The sequence below is a fragment of the Burkholderia sp. CpTa8-5 genome, from assembly GCF_017815045.1.
GTDB lineage: Bacteria > Pseudomonadota > Gammaproteobacteria > Burkholderiales > Burkholderiaceae > Burkholderia > Burkholderia sola.
The window spans coordinates 1-17,445 of the sequence record NZ_JAGIQD010000037.1; the positions used below are offsets into that span (position 1 = coordinate 1).

The window sequence follows — 17,445 nt, forward strand, 5'->3', positions numbered from 1 at the left end:
CGATCGGGCCGTCAAGTCCCGTCCTGCTCGTTATGCTGTCCGGTTCCTCAGAAAGAACCTTAACTGAACGGCATTACCGCGATTGCGGGGCTTTTGCGTTGCGGCGACCGGTACGGTACGGCGGCGAACCGCCGCGCGCGATCAGGTGCCGCCGCTCGGCGTGTTGGCCGCCGTCAGGCGCTCGCCGCCGCCGGCATCGAGCCAGTTGCGCAGGCGCGAGGCATCGGCGAAACGCGAGTACTTGCCGAACGAATCGAGCAGCACCATGACCATCGGCCGGCCGTGAATCGTGGCCTGCATCACGAGGCATTCGCCCGCTTCGTTGATGAAGCCCGTCTTCTGCAGGCCGATGTCCCACGAGCCGTTGCCGCGGATCAGCGCGTTGGTGCTGTTGTAGACGAGGTTGCGCTTGCCCGTGTACACCTCGTAGGTGCGATCAGTCGAGAACTGGCGGATCATCGGGTACTGGTACGCCGCATTGACCATCTTCACGAGATCGCGCGCGCTCGACACGTTCGAGCTCGACAGGCCGGTCGAATTCTCGAAATGCGTATCGGTCATGCCGAGCGACTTCGCCTTCGCGTTCATCGCTGCGATGAACGCCGGACGGCCGCCCGGGTAGTAGCGCGACAGCGCGGCGGCCGCGCGGTTTTCCGACGCCATCAGCGCGATGTGCAGCATGTCCTCGCGCGACAGCACCGAGCCGACCGACAGGCGCGAGCCCGTGCCCTTCTCGTAGTCGCGGTCTTCGTCGGTGACTTCGAGCTGATCGGTCATCGGCGACTTCGAGTCGAGCACGACCATGGCCGTCATCAGCTTCGAGATCGACGCGATCGGCACGACCGCGTGCGAATTCTTGTCGAACAGCGGCTCGCCGGAATTCTGGTCGACGACGTACGCGACGCTCGAGCGCAGCGCGAGCGCGTCGGGCGTGTCGTGCAGGCCGAACGCCTGGCCGACCGTCGGACGGCGCGGCTGGAACGCGACCTTGCGCACCGCGCCGCGATGGCCGCCATGCAGGTTGTTCGCCGCGAGCGTCACGCGCTTGCGCGACGCTTTCGCGCGCGGCGCATCGGCGTCGGCGACCTTGGCGGATTTGTCGGAGGTCGCCCGGGCCGACTTCTTCTTCGCTGACGAAGCAGGAGCGACGGCCTTTTTCTTGGCGGCTTGGGTCTTCGCAGTGGCGGCGAAGGCGTCGGCAGGCGTGACGGACGCGGTGGTCGCGAGCAACGCGACTGCGACCGACACAGCGGTGCCGAGCGTCATGCTCTGCAACAATCTGCGCGGTGAAAACGATTCGGCTTTCATTGGGGTCTGGACAAAGCGGGCGGGAGGTTTCCGCAAGTGTAGTTAAAGCTGAAAAAAAGAGCAATATTAGGCACTTACCGATCGTCTTTAAACCGGAATGTAAGAGTCGGCCAACCTCCGGCCAATCGACCCTTCCGTTCCCATCGAAAAAATCGATGGGACGCACTGCCCGACAGCGCCCGTCTCCCGATTACCACGCGGTTAATTGAGATAACGTCACTTCGGCGGCAATTTAAAGCGGGGAAAGTACGTATCCGATGCTCGGCGTGCCCAGGGCGCCGGTCTCGGCCGTAACGGCGGCACGTCGCCACGGCACGCGCGTCGAAACGGCGCGTTTTTCGACAGGAACAGAAGGATAACGTTCCATGGGCCTGTCAGGTTTACCTGTGCGTGATCATGGTGCGGCGCGTTTTCCCCGGCGCCGTGCGCACCATGTGGGAACACGCATGAAACCGATTCCGCACGGGTGCGATAACTCGTTGTTTTATCGATAATTTGTCGCGATTGTGCAACGCACAAAAAGTGCTTGACATCCGTGCTCTCTGCCCTAAAATAGGCCTCATTGCTGCGTTGCACAAAGCACGCGGCGCCGAAGTTCCCCAGCGTAGTGCCCTTTATCCTGCGATCGACGCGATCGCTTTTCAGGAGCCTGACATGTCCTTGCTGACCCCCGAGCAAATCGCCGCCGCCCAAAAAGCCAACCTCGAAAGCCTGTTCGGTCTGACGACCAAGGCGTTCGAAGGCGTCGAAAAGCTGATCGAACTCAACCTGCAAGTCGTGAAGTCGACGCTGGCCGAAGGCCAGGAAAACGCGCAGCGTCTGCTGTCGGTGAAGGACGCGCAGGAACTGATCGCGCTGCAAGCGAGCCTGTCGCAGCCGGTCGCGGAAAAGGTGCTGTCGTACGGCCGTCACCTGTACGAAATCGCATCGTCGACGCAAGCCGAGTTCGCGAAGGTCGCCGAAGCGCAATTCGACGAGCAGAACAAGAAGGTCCAGGCACTCGTCGACAACGTCGCGAAGAACGCCCCGGCCGGTTCGGAAACGGCTGTCGCCGCACTGAAGTCGGCGCTGAACGCTGCGAACACCACGTACGAAACGGTTCAGAAGGCCACGAAGCAAGCGGTGGAAATCGCTGAAACGAACTTCAACGCCGCTGCTGCCGTCGCAACGAAGGCTGCAACCGCCGCTGCCGCACGTCGTTCGAGCAAGCCGGCCGCGTAAGCGTCCCCTGCTCCTGAAAGAGCCGCGCCCAGCGCGGCTTTTTCGTTTCTGGCGCCGGAATGTGCCGTGCGGGCGGCCAACTGCCCGCCACCATCGAGCCTGTCGCGCGCCACGCAAAACAAAACGCCGCCGTCCGGTTTGCCCGGGCGGCGGCGTTTTCGTGGCCGGCGCGTGGCCGGCCATGCCGGTCGCGTTACTGTTACTTCTTGCGTTGCGGCGGCAGGTCCGTACAGACGCCTTCGTACAGCTCGGCGGCCATGCCGACCGATTCGCCGAGCGTCGGGTGCGGGTGGATCGTCTTGCCGATGTCTTCCGCGTCCGCGCCCATCTCGACCGCGAGGCACACTTCGCTGATCAGGTCGCCCGCGTTCAGGCCGACGATCGCACCGCCGATCACGCGATGGGTTTCCTCGTCGAAGATCAGCTTCGTGAAGCCTTCGTCGCGACCGTTCGCGATTGCGCGGCCCGAAGCGGCCCACGGGAACACGGCCTTGCCGTACTTGATGCCTTCGGCCTTGCACTGGTCCTCGGTCTTGCCGGCCCACGCCACTTCCGGATCGGTGTAGGCCACCGACGGGATCTGCAGTGCGTCGAAGTACGCCTTTTCGCCGTGCGCGGCTTCCGCGGCGACGTGGCCTTCATGCACGGCCTTGTGCGCGAGCATCGGCTGGCCGACGATATCGCCGATCGCGAAGATGTGCGGGACGTTCGTGCGCATCTGCTTGTCGACGTCGATGAAGCCGCGATCCGTGACCGCGACGCCGGCCTTGTCGGCACCGATCTTCTTGCCGTTCGGGCTGCGGCCCACCGCGACGAGCACGAGGTCGTAGCGCTGCGCTTCCGCCGGCGCCTTTTCGCCCTCGAACTTCACGTAGATGCCGTCTTCCTTCGCTTCCGCGCCGACCGTCTTGGTCTTCAGCATCACGTTGCCGAAGCGCTTCGCGTTGTACTTTTCCCAGACCTTCACGAGATCGCGGTCGGCGCCCATCATCAGGCCGTCCATCATTTCGACGACGTCGATCTCGGCGCCTAGCGTCGAGTAGACCGTCGCCATTTCGAGGCCGATGATGCCGCCGCCGATCACGAGCATGCGCTTGGGCAGCTGGCGCAGTTCGAGCGCGCCCGTCGAATCGACGACGCGCGGGTCTTCCGGCATGAACGGCAGCTTCACGGCCTGCGAGCCCGCGGCGATGATCGCCTGCTTGAACTTGACGACCTTCTTGCCGTTTTCGCCCTGCACTTCCATGTGGAACGGATCGACGAACGCGCCGACGCCGGTGACCACTTCGACCTTGCGCGCCTTCGCCATGCCGGCGAGGCCGGTCGTCAGTTTCTTGACGACGCCGCCCTTGAAGTCGCGCAGCTTGTCGAGATCGACTTGCGGCTTGCCGAACGTGATGCCGTGCGACGCGAGCGCCGCGGCTTCCTCGACGACGAGCGACGTATGCAGCAGCGCCTTCGACGGGATGCAGCCGACGTTCAGGCAGACGCCGCCGAGCGTCGAATAGCGTTCGACGAGTACGGTCTTCATGCCGAGGTCGGCGGCGCGGAATGCGGCCGAGTAGCCGCCGGGGCCGGCGCCGAGCACGAGCATGTCGCACTCGATGTCGGCGGCGCCGCTGTAGCTGCCGGCTTGCGGCGCGGGCGCGGGTGCCGGCGCGGCTGCGGCCGGAGCCGGTGCGGCGGCTGCGGGCTTCGGCGCTTCGGGCGCTTTCGCGGGAGCGGCTGCGCCTGCCGACGCTTCGACGATGGCGATGACGGTGCCTTGCGAGACTTTCTCGCCGGCTTTGACCTTGACTTCCTTGACGGTGCCGGCGACGTCGCTGGGCACTTCCATGGAGGCTTTATCGGATTCGAGCGTGATGAGCGTTTGCTCTTTTTCGATCACGTCGCCGGGTTTGACGTTGACTTCGATGACATCGACGCCGCTGAAATCGCCGATATCCGGAACCTTGACTTCGATGAGACTCATGACTGTCCCCTTCTTGAATAGCTGCAGAGAGAGAGGGAGGGACCGGCGGAAAGACGGAACCTGACGACATGCGGCCTGACAAGAGCACGCGACGTTGGGCAGGACCACCTTTGCCGTCCGCCCAAGGACGCGCCTTTCTTTTGGTCACTTTTCTTTGGAAGACAAAGAAAAGTGACCGCCGCCCCGCGCAGGGGCGACGCTAGCAGACCGTTGGCAAAACAGGTTCAACGACAAGAGCGTGGAGAACAGACACGAAACCACGCCCCCGCGAGCCCCTCATCTCATCAAAGAATGATGCGACGGAAATCCCCGAGCAACGCGCCGAGATACGCATTGAACCGCGCGGCTTCGGCGCCATCGATGACACGATGGTCATACGACAGCGACAACGGCAGCATGAGCCGCGGCACGAACTGCTTGCCGTCCCACACCGGCTTCATCTGCCCGCGCGACAACCCGAGGATCGCCACTTCCGGCGCGTTGATGATCGGCGTGAAGTTTGTCCCGCCGATCCCGCCGAGCGACGAGATCGAGAAGCAGCCGCCCTGCATCTGGTCCGGCTTCAGCTTGCCTTCGCGCGCGGCCTTCGACAGGTCGCTCATTTCCTTCGCGATGTCGACGAGGCCCTTCTTGTCCGCATCGCGGATCACCGGCACGACGAGGCCGTTCGGCGTATCGGCCGCGAAACCGACGTGGAAGTACTGCTTGAACACGAGGTTGTCGCCGTCGAGGCTCGCGTTGAAGGTCGGGAATTTCTTCAGCGCGGCGACGACCGCCTTGATCACGAACGCGAGCATCGTGAACTTCACGCCCGCCTTTTCGTGTTCCTTGTTCAGCTGGACGCGCAGCGCTTCGAGCTCGGTGATGTCCGCTTCGTCGTTGTTCGTGACGTGCGGGATCATCACCCAGTTGCGATGCAGGTTCGCGCCCGAGATCTTCTTGATGCGCGACAGCGGCTTCGCCTCGAACGGGCCGAACTTCGAGAAGTCGACCTTCGGCCAGGGCAGCAGGTTCAGCTCGCCGCCGCCTGCCGGCGCGGCTGCCGTTGCCGGCGCCGCGCGCTGGCCCGTCATCACGCCCTTCACGAAGCCCGTGATATCTTCCTTCGTAATGCGGCCCTTCGGCCCCGAGCCCTGCACGCGCGCGACTTCGACGCCGAGTTCGCGTGCGAACTTGCGGACCGACGGCGATGCGTGGCTCGCGCGATATTCGCCCGACGGCGCGGCGGCCGGAGCCGGAGCGGCGGCGGCCGGTGCCGGCGCAGCCTTCGCGGGTGCCGGTGCGGCGGCGGGCGCCGGCGCGGCCGCGGCCGGAGTCGGTGCGCTGGCCTGCGGTGCGGCGGCAGCCGAAGCGCCGGCGGCTTCGAGCAGCACGATCAGCGTGCCTTCCGACACCGAATCGCCCACCTTGACCAAGATGCCCTTCACGACGCCGGCGGCCGGGCTCGGCACGTCCATCGTCGCCTTGTCCGACTCGAGCGTGACGAGCGACTGTTCCTTCTCGACCGTGTCGCCGACCTTCACGCCGATCTCGATCACCGGGACATCCTTGTAGTCGCCGATGTCGGGCACCTTCACTTCGAGCGTGCCGCCGGACGCGGCCGGTGCGGCAGCGGGCGCGGCGGCGGCCGGTGCCGGCGCTGCTGCGGGAGCGGGAGCCGCGGCCGGCGCGGCCGCGCCATTCGCCTGCGCGCCTGCGCCACCTTCGAGCAGGATGATCAACGAGCCTTCCGACACGGAATCGCCGACCTTGACCTTGATTTCCTTCACGACGCCGCCGACCGGGCTCGGCACGTCCATCGTCGCCTTGTCCGACTCGAGCGTGACGAGCGACTGCTCGGGCTCGACCGTGTCGCCGACCTTCACGCCGATCTCGATGACCGGCACGTCCTTGTAATCGCCGATATCCGGCACCTTCACTTCGATCGCTTGACTCATCTGTTTCTGTCTCCATGGCCGCGCGCGCTCCTCGCGGGAGCGGCGCGCGGCATCACACGGCGTGTGCGTTAAACGGTCATCGGGTTGGGCTTGGACGGATCGAGGTTGTACTTGGCGATCGCGTCCGCGACCACCTTGCGCTCGATCGTGCCTTCGTCGGCCAGCGCGTTGAGCGCGGCGACGGTGACCCAGTGACGGTCGACTTCGAAGAAGTGACGCAGCTTCTCGCGGGTGTCCGAACGACCGAAGCCGTCGGTGCCCAGCACGACGAAGCGGCGATCGATCTGGCCGCGGATCTGGTCGACCAGCGCACGGACGTAGTCGGTCGAAGCGATGACCGGGCCCTGCGTGTCCTTCAGGCACTTCTGCACGTGCGACAGGCGACGCTCCTCGGTCGGATGGAGCAGGTTCCAGCGCTCGACCTGATGGCCTTCGCGCGCGAGTTCGGTGAAGCTCGGCACGCTCCACAGGTCGGCGGCGACGCCCCAGTCGTTCTTCAGCAGGTCGGCGGCGGCGATCACTTCGTTGAAGATCGTGCCCGCGCCGAGCAACTGGACGCGCGGCGCCTTCTTGTCGGCGTCGGCCTTCCTGAACGCGTACATGCCCTTGATGATGTCGGCCGCCACGTGCTCGCCCTGCGGAATCGCCGGGTGCTCGTAGTTCTCGTTCATCACCGTGATGTAGTAGTACACGTCTTCCTGGTCCTGCACCATGCGGCGCAGGCCGTCCTGGACGATCACCGCGAGTTCATAACCGAACGTCGGGTCGTAGCTCACGCAGTTCGGCACCGATGCCGCCCACAGCAGCGAGTGGCCGTCTTCGTGCTGCAGGCCTTCGCCGTTCAGCGTCGTACGGCCCGCGGTGCCGCCCAGCAGGAAGCCGCGCGAACGCATGTCGCCCGCGGCCCACGCGAGGTCGCCGATGCGCTGGAAGCCGAACATCGAATAGAAGATGTAGAACGGCACCATGATCTCGCCGTGCGTCGAATACGACGTCGCCGCCGCGATCCAGTCGCACATGCCGCCCGCTTCGTTGATGCCTTCCTGCAGGATCTGGCCGGTCTGCGATTCCTTGTAGAACATCAGCTGGTCGGAATCTTCCGGCACGTACTTCTGGCCTTCCTGGTTCCAGATGCCGATCTGGCGGAACAGGCCTTCCATGCCGAACGTACGCGATTCGTCCGGGACGATCGGCACGACGCGCTTGCCGAGCGCCTTGTCCTTCAGCAGGATGTTCAGGATCCGCACGAACGCCATCGTCGTCGAGATCTCGCGGCCTTCGCCCGTGCCCTTCAGGAGCGGCTCGAACGCGTCGAGCGCCGGCACCGGCAGCGACGTCGCCTTCTCGCGGCGGTGCGGCAGGTAGCCGCCGAGGTCCATGCGCTTCTGGCGCATGTATTCGAGTTCCTTCGAGCCTTCCTCGAACTTCAGATACGGCACGTCGGCGATCTGCTCGTCGGTGATCGGCAGGCGGAACTGGTCACGGAACTTCTTCAGTTGCTCGACCGGCAGCTTCTTCTGCTGGTGCGTGATGTTCATCGCCTGGCCCGACTCGCCCATCCCGTAGCCCTTGATGGTCTTCGCGAGGATGACGGTCGGCGCGCCCTTCGTGTTGGTCGCTTCGTGGAACGCCGCGTAGATCTTGTGCGGATCGTGACCGCCGCGGTTCAGCGCCCAGATGTCGTCGTCCGACCAGTCGGCGACGAGCGCCTTCAGTTCAGGCGTGTTGAAGAAGTGCTCGCGGACGTACGCGCCCGACTCCGACTTGTACGTCTGGTATTCGCCGTCGACGCATTCCATCATCCGGCGCATCAGCGCGCCCGACTTGTCGCGCGCGAACAGCGCATCCCAGCGGCTGCCCCAGATGACCTTGATCACGTTCCAGCCGGCGCCGCGGAATTCCGATTCGAGTTCCTGGATGATCTTGCCGTTGCCGCGCACCGGGCCGTCGAGACGCTGCAGGTTGCAGTTGATCACGAACACGAGGTTGTCGAGCTTCTCGCGGCTCGCCATGCCGATCGCGCCGAGCGATTCCGGCTCGTCCGTCTCGCCGTCGCCGAGGAACGCCCACACCTTGCGGCCTTCCGTCTTCGCGATGCCGCGCGATTCCAGGTACTTCATGAAGCGTGCCTGGTAGATCGCCATGATCGGACCGAGACCCATCGACACGGTCGGGAACTGCCAGAAGTCCGGCATCAGCCACGGGTGCGGGTACGACGAAATGCCCTTGCCGTCCACTTCCTGACGGAAATTGTCGAGCTGCTCTTCCTTCAGGCGGCCGAGCAGGAACGCGCGCGAGTACACGCCCGGCGACGAGTGGCCCTGCACGAACACGAGATCGCCGCCATGCTGGTCGGACGCCGCGTGCCAGAAATGGTTGTAGCCGACGTCGTAGAGCGTCGCGGCCGACGCGAACGATGCGATGTGGCCGCCGACGTTCGTGTCCTTGCCCGCGCGCAGCACCATCGCCAGCGCGTTCCAGCGCGTGTACGAACGGATGCGGTGCTCGATGTCCTGGTCGCCCGGAATCTTCGCCTGGGCTTCGAGCGGAATCGTGTTGATGTACGGGGTATTGGCGGAGAACGGCAGGTGTTCGCCGTGCATGCGGGCGAATTCGATCTGCTTTTCGATCAGGTAATGCGCGCGGCCGGTGCCCACGGAGGAGATCACGCCATCGAGCGACTCCAGCCACTCGACGGTTTCTTGCGGGTCGTCGTCACGTTCGGCGGCGACATACTTCATCACTTCGTTCGGTACAGCGGACATTCTCGTCTCCTGGGTCCTGGAATGTGAGGATCGCTCTCGTGCAGACGACGCGGCGCGGCCGGCTGCGGGCAAGCTCCGACGGATTGTAATGAGCGTGGACGGGCCTGCGCAACAAAATTTTCGAATCGTGAGATCTTTTCTCATGATGCGAAATATTGCTGCGCTGCACCCATATTTCGGGGCTCCGCAGCCCGTCTCGTCGGAACAAAACCGTTTCCGTTCAACCTATCCGGTATCGGTTTTCCATGTATTGCGCTGCGCTACAATCCTGCCATGTTGACCGATCGGCTTTTCGCACGCTCGGCGCGACCGCCGGGCCCGCCGGCGGAGTCGCAGCCGTCCCGTTGGCACCACGGACCGTGGTGGTCCAATTCCTATTTGCTGACGCCGCTGCTGTCGATCCTGGTGTTCCTCGTCGTGATGAGCCTCATCCTGTGGAGCCTCAACCGGCGCGAACAGCAGCAGCAGGAAGACACCCTGTTTCGCAACGTCGCGTGGGCCCAGCAGCAGATCCGCCTGTCGATGACGGGCGCGCAGGAACAACTGCAGGCGCTGTCGCGCGACCTCGCGTCCGGCCGCCTCGACCAGAACGCGTTCCAGATGGCGGTCGCGGACGTGATGCAGACGCATCCGGAAATCCTCTACCTGAACTGGTACACGGCGCCGGGCGTGCAGCGCTGGCCGGCCGTGCATCCGCCGCTGCTCGGCCAACGGCTCGCGAAGCCCGGCGACGCGCAGATGCAGGACGCGGTGCGCGGCGCGTACGACGAGGCGCGCAGCACGCGCCGCCAGGCGTATTCGCCGCTGATCTACGACGAGTTCGGCAACGGCTTCATCACGTTGCAGACGCCGGTAATGCGCGGCGACCGCGAATATCTCGGCTCGCTCGCCGCGGTGTTCTCGGTCGAAGGGATCCTGAAGCACGACATCCCGCAGGAGCTGTCGTCGAAGTACAAGATCTCGATCACCGACTCGAACAACCGCGAACTGTCGTCCACGTCGACGCGCCCGCGACTGCCGCGCGACTCGCACTACGATCTCCCGCTCGACCCGCCCGGCCAGGGGCTGACGGTGCGCGTGTACGCGTTCCCGCAGCTCACGAACCTGACCAACAACACGCTCGTGTGGCTCGTCGCCGGGCTGTCGTGCTTCGTGCTGTGGAGCCTCTGGAGCCTGTGGAAGCACACGCGCCAGCGCTTCGAGGCGCAGCAGGCGCTGTACGCTGAGGCGTTCTTCCGCCGCGCGATGGAAAACTCGGTGCTGATCGGCATGCGCGTGCTCGACATGCACGGCCGCATCACGCACGTGAATCCCGCGTTCTGCCGGATGACGGGCTGGGACGAGACCGATCTCGTCGGCAAGGTCGCGCCGTTCCCGTATTGGCCGCGCGACGCGTACCCGGAAATGCAGCGCCAGCTCGACATGACGCTGCGCGGCAAGGCGCCGAGCTCGGGCTTCGAGCTGCGCGTGCGGCGCAAGAACGGCACGCTGTTCCATGCGCGCCTCTACGTGTCACCGCTGATCGACAGTTCGGGCCGCCAGACCGGCTGGATGTCGTCGATGACCGACATCACGGAGCCGAAGCGCGCGCGCGAAGAGCTCGCGGCCGCGCACGAACGCTTCACGACGGTGCTCGAAAGCCTCGACGCCGCGGTGTCGGTGCTCGCCGCCGACGAAGCCGAGCTGCTGTTCGCGAACCGCTACTACCGCCACCTGTTCGGCATCCGTCCGGACGGCCATCTGGAGCTGTCGGGCGGCGGCTTCGACCGCGCGCAGGCGTCGTCCGACTCGATCGACATGGTCGACGCGTTCGCGGGCCTGCCGGCCGCCGCGCTGACAAGCAGCACGGCGGACGCGCAGGAGGTGTACGTCGAGAGCATCCAGAAGTGGTTCGAGGTGCGCCGCCAGTACATCCAGTGGGTGGACGGCCACCTCGCGCAGATGCAGATCGCGACCGACATCACGACCCGCAAGAAGGCGCAGGAGCTCGCGCACCAGCAGGAAGAAAAGCTGCAGTTCACGAGCCGATTGATGACGATGGGCGAAATGGCGTCGTCGATTGCTCACGAATTGAATCAGCCGCTCGCCGCGATCAACAACTACTGTTCGGGCACGCTCGCGCTCGTCAAGAGCGGCCGCGGCACGCCCGAGACGCTGCAGCCCGCGCTGGAGAAGACCGCGCAGCAGGCGCTGCGCGCGGGGATGATCGTCAAGCGGATCCGCGAATTCGTGAAGCGCAGCGAGCCGAAGCGCCAGCCGGCGCGGGTCGCGGACATCGTCGCCGACGCGGTCGGGCTCGCCGAAATCGAGGCCAGGAAGCGCAGGATCCGGATCGTCACGGAAATCCTCGCAAGAATGCCTATTATTTATGTCGACCCCGTGTTGATCGAGCAGGTGCTCGTGAACCTGATGAAGAACGCAGCCGAGGCGATGGCCGACGTGAAACCGGCGTCGGTGGACGGCGTGATCCGCGTCGTCGCCGACATCGATGCGGGCTTCGTCGACATCCGTGTGATCGACCAGGGCCCGGGCGTCGACGAAGCGACCGCCGAGCGCCTGTTCGAACCGTTTTACAGCACCAAGTCCGATGGCATGGGCATGGGGCTGAACATCTGCCGTTCGATCATCGAATCGCATCGGGGGCGTCTGTGGGTGGTCAACAACGTCGAGCCGGACGGCCGCATTTCCGGCGCGACGTTCCACTGCAGCCTGCCCATTGGGGAACCCGCTGATCTCGGCCAAGGGGGGCGCGAGGCATCGGCATCACATACCGTTACGGGAGAACTATGAATAGCCCTGTCACCACCACTCAGGAAACCGTCTTTGTCGTCGACGACGACGAGGCCGTACGGGACTCGCTGCGCTGGCTGCTGGAGGCGAACGGCTATCGCGTGCAATGCTTCTCGAGCGCCGAGCAGTTCCTCGATGCGTACCAGCCGGCGCAGCAGGCCGGCCAGATCGCGTGCCTGATCCTCGACGTGCGGATGTCGGGCATGAGCGGCCTCGAATTGCAGGAACGCCTGATCGCCGACAATGCCGCGCTGCCGATCATCTTCGTCACCGGCCACGGCGACGTGCCGATGGCCGTGTCGACGATGAAAAAGGGTGCGATGGACTTTATCGAGAAACCGTTCGACGAAGCCGAGCTGCGCAAGCTCGTCGAGCGGATGCTCGACAAGGCCCGAAGCGAAAGCAAGAGCGTCCAGGAGCAGCGCGCCGCGAGCGAACGCCTGTCGAAGCTGACCGCGCGCGAGCAGCAGGTGCTCGAACGGATCATCGCGGGCCGCCTGAACAAGCAGATCGCCGACGATCTCGGCATCAGCATCAAGACGGTCGAGGCGCACCGCGCGAACATCATGGAAAAGCTCAACGTCAACACGGTGGCCGACCTGCTGCGCCTCGCGCTGTCGAAGAAACAGGCCTGAGCGGGTGCTCCGGCCGCGGCGGCACGGCCCGCCCCGGCTGCCCGGCCCGCAACCGGCGTTTGCCGCCCCGCGCGATGCGGCCCACTCGCGCGGCGGCGGCCGTTCCTCCCGGCGCACGCGCGCCGCGGCCATGACGCTTCCCGTTGATTCGCTGTCGGACGGCAGCAGGCGAACGGTATAATTACGTGCTTTGCTACGGCGCTTCGGGCGCCGTACGCCCGCATTCCAACTTCCCGGCAGGACCCACCACCATGACAGCCCTCCTCATCGACGGCAACGCCCTTTCGAAGACCTTGCGCGCCCAGGCCGCCGAACGCGCCGCCGCGCTGACCGCGCGCGGCCACCAGCCCGGTCTCGCGGTGATCCTCGTCGGCGCGAACCCGGCGAGCGAAGTCTACGTGCGCAACAAGATCAAGGCGTGCGAGGACAACGGTTTCTTCTCGCTGAAGGATGCGTACCCGGCCACGCTGTCGGAAGCCGACCTGCTCGCGCGCATCGACGCGCTGAACCGCGACCCGAAGATCCACGGCATCCTCGTCCAGCTGCCGCTGCCCGCGCATATCGACAGCCACAAGGTGATCGAGGCGATCGCGCCGGAAAAGGACGTCGACGGCTTTCACGTCGCGAACGCGGGCGCGCTGATGACCGGCAAGCCGCTGTTCCGCCCGTGCACGCCGTACGGCGTGATGAAGATGTTCGAAGCGCACGGCATCGCGCTGCAAGGCGCGAACGCGGTCGTGATCGGCCGCTCGAACATCGTCGGCAAGCCGATGGCGATGATGCTGCTCGACGCCGGCGCGACCGTGACGATCTGCCACAGCAAGACGCGCGACCTCGCCGCACATACGCGCCAGGCCGACATCGTGGTCGCCGCGGTCGGCAAGCGCAACATCCTGACCGCCGACATGGTGAAGCCGGGCGCGACGGTGATCGACGTCGGCATGAACCGCGACGACGCGGGCAAGCTGTGCGGCGACGTCGATTTCGCGGGCGTGAAGGAAGTCGCCGGCTACATCACGCCGGTGCCGGGCGGCGTCGGCCCGATGACGATCACGATGCTGCTGATCAACACGATCGAATCCGCCGAACGCGCAGCGGCCTCCGCAGCCTGACACTGCCTTTGCCCGGCCGGCGCGCGGTTCAGCGCGCCGACGCCTCGCCAGCCGCACTCGCGCGGCTGCATCGCGCCGGCCGGCGCGCCCGACGCACCTCGCCGGCCGCACCTCGCCGACCGCACCTCGCCGGCCGTCCGCATTCGACCCTGCGTCAATCGCGTCATTAGAAACTAACGATTGGAAAGCGCACGATGCGCCCCAATAATGTCGATATCGGGCGCCGCTTCGTCGCGCCTCACCCTTTTCACCCCGGTTCATCCGGCAACAGACAGGGAGTCTTAATGTCCGCCAGCGCCAACACCAATCCGCTCCTCGACTTCTCCGGCCTGCCCCGTTTCGGCGAGATCCGCCCGGAACACGTGACGCCCGCGCTCGATACGCTGCTCGATGCCGCCAGCCGCGCGGTCGAAACGGCGAGCGCGAGCGACACGCCGTCGACCTGGGCCGCCGTCGTCGAGACGGTCGAGCGAGCCACGGAGCCGCTCGGCCGCGCATGGGGCATCGTCGGCCACCTGAATGCGGTCGCCGACACGCCCGAACTGCGGGCTGCCTACGGTGAAAACCTGCCGCGCGTGACCGAGTTCTGGTCGAGCGTCGGCCAGAATCTCGCGCTGTACGAAAAGTACAAGGCGATCGCCGCGAGCGCCGAATACGCGACGCTGTCCGCCGAGCGCAAGAAGATCCTCGACAATGCGCTGCGCGACTTCCGCCTGTCGGGCGCCGAGCTGCCCAAGGACCAGAAGCCGCGCTTCGCGCAATTGCAGGAACAGCAGGCCGCGCTGTCGAAGGCGTTCTCCGATCACGTGCTCGACGCGACCAATGCGTACGCGTACTTCGCGAAGGACGAAGCCGAGCTGGCCGGCCTGCCCGGCGACGCGATCGAGGCCGCCCGCGAAGCCGCGCAGAAGGACGGCAAGGAAGGCTGGAAATTCACGCTGCATTTCCCGTCGTACTTCCCGGTGCTGCAGTACGCGGACAACCGCGCGCTGCGCGAGACGCTCTACCGCGCGTATGCGACGCGCGCGTCGGAGCTCGGGCCGCAGTACGGCGACGGCAAGGCCGAATGGGACAACACGGCGATCGTCGCCGACGCGCTGAAGCTGCGCCGCGAAGAGGCGCAGATGCTCGGCTACCGCAACTTCGCCGAAGTGTCGCTCGCGCCGAAAATGGCCGAATCGCCGCAGCAGGTGATCGCGTTCCTCGAGGATCTCGCGACGCGCGCCCGCCCGCACGCGGACAAGGACTGGGACGAACTGCGCACGTTCGCCGCGAATGCGCTCGGCCTGACCGAACTCGCGCCGTGGGACGTCGCGTACGCGGCCGAAAAGCTTCGCCAGCAGCGCTATGCGTTCTCGGAAAACGAGGTCAAGCAGTACTTCCCGGAGCCGGCCGCGCTGAAGGGTCTCTTCACCGTCACCGAAACGCTGTTCGGCGTGCAGATCAAGCCGGACGACGCGCCGGTATGGCACAAGGACGTGCGCTTCTTCCGCGTCGAGAACCGCGACGGCTCGCTCGTCGCGCAGTTCTATCTCGACCTGTACGCGCGCGAAGGCAAGCGCGGCGGCGCGTGGATGGACGACGCGCGTTCGCGCGCGAAGCGCGGCAGCGACGTGCAGACGCCCGTCGCGTACCTGACCTGCAACTTCTCCGCGCCGGTCGGCGGCAAGCCCGCGTGCTTCACGCACGACGAGGTCATCACGCTGTTCCATGAATTCGGCCACGGGTTGCACCACATGCTCACGCGCGTCGACGAGCTCGGCGTGTCGGGCATCAATGGCGTCGAATGGGATGCGGTCGAACTGCCGTCGCAGTTCATGGAGAACTTCTGCTGGGAATGGGACGTGCTGTCGTCGATGTCGTCGCATGTCGATACGGGCGCCGCGCTGCCGCGCGCGCTGTTCGACAAGATGATCGCCGCGAAGAACTTCCAGAGCGGGCTCGGTACGCTGCGCCAGATCGTGTTCTCGATGTTCGACATGCTGCTGCACGTCGATTTCGACCCGGCCGGCGCCACCGGCGTGACCGCGTTCGCGCGCGAGATCAACGAGCGCTATCACGTGATCCCGCAGGCGGCGTTCTCGCGCTGGCCGAACACGTTCAGCCATATCTTCGCGGGCGGCTACGCGGCCGGCTACTACAGCTACAAGTGGGCCGAGGTGCTGTCGGCCGACGCGTACGCGGCGTTCGAGGAAGCGGCGGCCACCAGCGGCAGCGTGCTCGACGCGGCAACCGGCACGCGCTATCGCCGCGAAATCCTCGAGGTCGGCGGCAGCCGTCCGGCGATGGAGTCGTTCAAGGCGTTCCGCGGCCGCGAGCCGCAGATCGACGCGCTGCTGCGCCACAACGGGATGGCTGCGCCCGCGCACTAAGTGCGCCGCCAGCGCTTTCGGCTGCATGTGAGCAAAGGCACCGCTTCGGCGGTGCCTTTTTTCATGGCGCGGGCGTGTCGTCGCCCGCTTCGTCGTCGAACAGCAGGAATTGCCCGTGGCGCTCGGCCGTGTCCTCGTCGATACGCACGCCGACGCCGAGCAGCCGCACCGGCTGCGCGCGCCGCAACAACCCCTTCGCGAGCAGCGTGACGGCCGTCTCGGCATTCGTCGCGTCGGCCACGCACTCGACCGTCGTACGCTGGAAATCGGCGAAGCGGATCTTCACGTACAGCTTGCGGATCGACCGCGCGGCGCCGGCGCGCTCGATCCGCGCGTCGAGTTGCACGACGAGGCGTCGGATTTCGTCCGCGCATTGCTCGAGCGTCGTCAGGTCGGTCACGTAGGTCGTCTCGACACTGACCGACTTGCGCTCCTGGTCGGCCTGCACGGGCCGCTCGTCGATCCCGCGCGACAGTTCGTACAGCCGCCGCCCGAACGCGCCGAACTCGCGGTGCAGGTCGATCAGCGGCCAGTCCCGCAGCTGCGCGCAGGTCTGGATGCCGAGCCGGTCGAGCCGCGTGGCCGTCACCTTGCCGACCCCGTGCAGCTTGCGCACCGGCAGCGCCGCGACGAACGCGTCGATCTCGTGCGGCCGCACGACGAACAGCCCGTCGGGCTTGTTCCAGTCGGACGCGATCTTCGCGATGAACTTGTTCGGTGCGACGCCCGCCGACACGGTCACGCCGACCGTATCGCGCACTCGCTCGCGGATCTCGCGCGCGATCAGCGTCGCACTGCCCTGGCAACGCTCCGACCCGCTGACATCGAGGTACGCCTCGTCGAGCGACAGCGGCTCGACGTCCGGCGTGTAGTCGCGATAGATCGCCATGATCTGCCGCGACGCCGCGCGATACTTGTCCATCGCGGACGGCAGGATCAGCAGGGCCGGGCACTTGCGCATCGCCAGCGCCGACGACATCGCCGAATGCACGCCGTAGCGCCGCGCCTCGTAGTTGCAGGTCGCGATCACGCCGCGCTGGTCGGGCCGGCCGCCGACCGCGAGCGGCCGGTTGCGCAGCGACGGGTCGTCGCGCATCTCGACCGACGCGTAGAAGCAGTCGCAATCGCAGTGGATGATCTTGCGCATGCGCGGTGGCGCGTCGCCGGGCGGCGGCGCGGGCGGATCGGCAGGCGGGATGGTGGTCGGGCTCACGGTGCCGATACTGTACAAAAACACAGTACCGGTTTCAACTGCCGCGTATGACCCGAGTCGGTCGCCCGCCGCCGGCCACCCACAACCGGCTGCGCCGTACTGGCCCGGTTTGCACGGATC

General features: G+C 65.9%; 10 protein-coding genes. 5 read left to right on the forward strand and 5 right to left on the reverse strand.

What is annotated here, in order from left to right:
- Positions 1 to 141: 141 nt before the first annotated feature.
- Positions 142 to 1,308: a D-alanyl-D-alanine endopeptidase gene (pbpG, locus tag J8I35_RS31480; protein WP_050013009.1), complete on the reverse strand. Its 1,167-nt coding sequence runs from the start codon at positions 1,306 to 1,308 to the stop codon at positions 142 to 144.
- Between the two features lie 654 nt (positions 1,309 to 1,962).
- Between pbpG and J8I35_RS31485 the strand changes: the two genes are divergently transcribed.
- On the forward strand, positions 1,963 to 2,529 hold the full coding sequence (locus J8I35_RS31485) for a phasin family protein (protein WP_034188948.1): 567 nt from the start codon (positions 1,963 to 1,965) through the stop codon (positions 2,527 to 2,529).
- A gap of 199 nt (positions 2,530 to 2,728) precedes the next feature.
- Here J8I35_RS31485 and lpdA read toward each other — a convergent pair whose 3' ends face one another.
- The 3 genes from lpdA to aceE form a co-directional block, all read right to left on the reverse strand.
- The gene (lpdA, locus tag J8I35_RS31490; protein ID WP_124557689.1) at positions 2,729 to 4,501 is read right to left on the reverse strand and encodes a dihydrolipoyl dehydrogenase; all 1,773 of its coding nucleotides are present in this window, start codon (positions 4,499 to 4,501) and stop codon (positions 2,729 to 2,731) included.
- Positions 4,502 to 4,785: 284 nt separating this feature from the next.
- Positions 4,786 to 6,438, reverse strand: a complete 1,653-nt coding sequence (aceF, locus tag J8I35_RS31495) for a dihydrolipoyllysine-residue acetyltransferase (protein ID WP_209928877.1) — start codon at positions 6,436 to 6,438, stop codon at positions 4,786 to 4,788.
- A 68-nt stretch (positions 6,439 to 6,506) separates the two neighbouring features.
- Positions 6,507 to 9,203 (reverse strand): pyruvate dehydrogenase (acetyl-transferring), homodimeric type, encoded by a 2,697-nt coding sequence (gene aceE / locus J8I35_RS31500; RefSeq protein WP_050013012.1) that lies wholly within the window; start codon positions 9,201 to 9,203, stop codon positions 6,507 to 6,509.
- A 273-nt stretch (positions 9,204 to 9,476) separates the two neighbouring features.
- Between aceE and fixL the strand changes: the two genes are divergently transcribed.
- The 4 genes from fixL to J8I35_RS31520 all read left to right on the forward strand — a co-directional run bounded on the left by fixL (position 9,477) and on the right by J8I35_RS31520 (position 16,112).
- Positions 9,477 to 11,993 carry an oxygen sensor histidine kinase FixL gene (gene fixL / locus J8I35_RS31505; RefSeq protein ID WP_050013013.1) on the forward strand — a complete coding sequence of 839 codons (2,517 nt, stop codon included), beginning with the start codon at positions 9,477 to 9,479 and terminating at the stop codon, positions 11,991 to 11,993.
- On the forward strand, positions 11,990 to 12,628 hold the full coding sequence (gene fixJ, locus J8I35_RS31510; protein ID WP_006493245.1) for an oxygen response regulator transcription factor FixJ: 639 nt from the start codon (positions 11,990 to 11,992) through the stop codon (positions 12,626 to 12,628). The genes fixL and fixJ overlap by 4 nt, the downstream gene beginning before the upstream one ends.
- A 251-nt stretch (positions 12,629 to 12,879) precedes the next feature.
- Positions 12,880 to 13,740 (forward strand): bifunctional methylenetetrahydrofolate dehydrogenase/methenyltetrahydrofolate cyclohydrolase FolD, encoded by an 861-nt coding sequence (gene folD, locus J8I35_RS31515; RefSeq protein ID WP_050013014.1) that lies wholly within the window; start codon positions 12,880 to 12,882, stop codon positions 13,738 to 13,740.
- A gap of 284 nt (positions 13,741 to 14,024) precedes the next feature.
- Positions 14,025 to 16,112 carry a M3 family metallopeptidase gene (locus J8I35_RS31520; RefSeq protein WP_209928879.1) on the forward strand — a complete coding sequence of 696 codons (2,088 nt, stop codon included), beginning with the start codon at positions 14,025 to 14,027 and terminating at the stop codon, positions 16,110 to 16,112.
- A gap of 61 nt (positions 16,113 to 16,173) precedes the next feature.
- Here the strand turns inward: J8I35_RS31520 and dinB are convergent, their stop codons facing one another.
- Positions 16,174 to 17,349 (reverse strand): DNA polymerase IV, encoded by a 1,176-nt coding sequence (gene dinB / locus J8I35_RS31525; protein ID WP_209928881.1) that lies wholly within the window; start codon positions 17,347 to 17,349, stop codon positions 16,174 to 16,176.
- Positions 17,350 to 17,445: the final 96 nt, after the last annotated feature.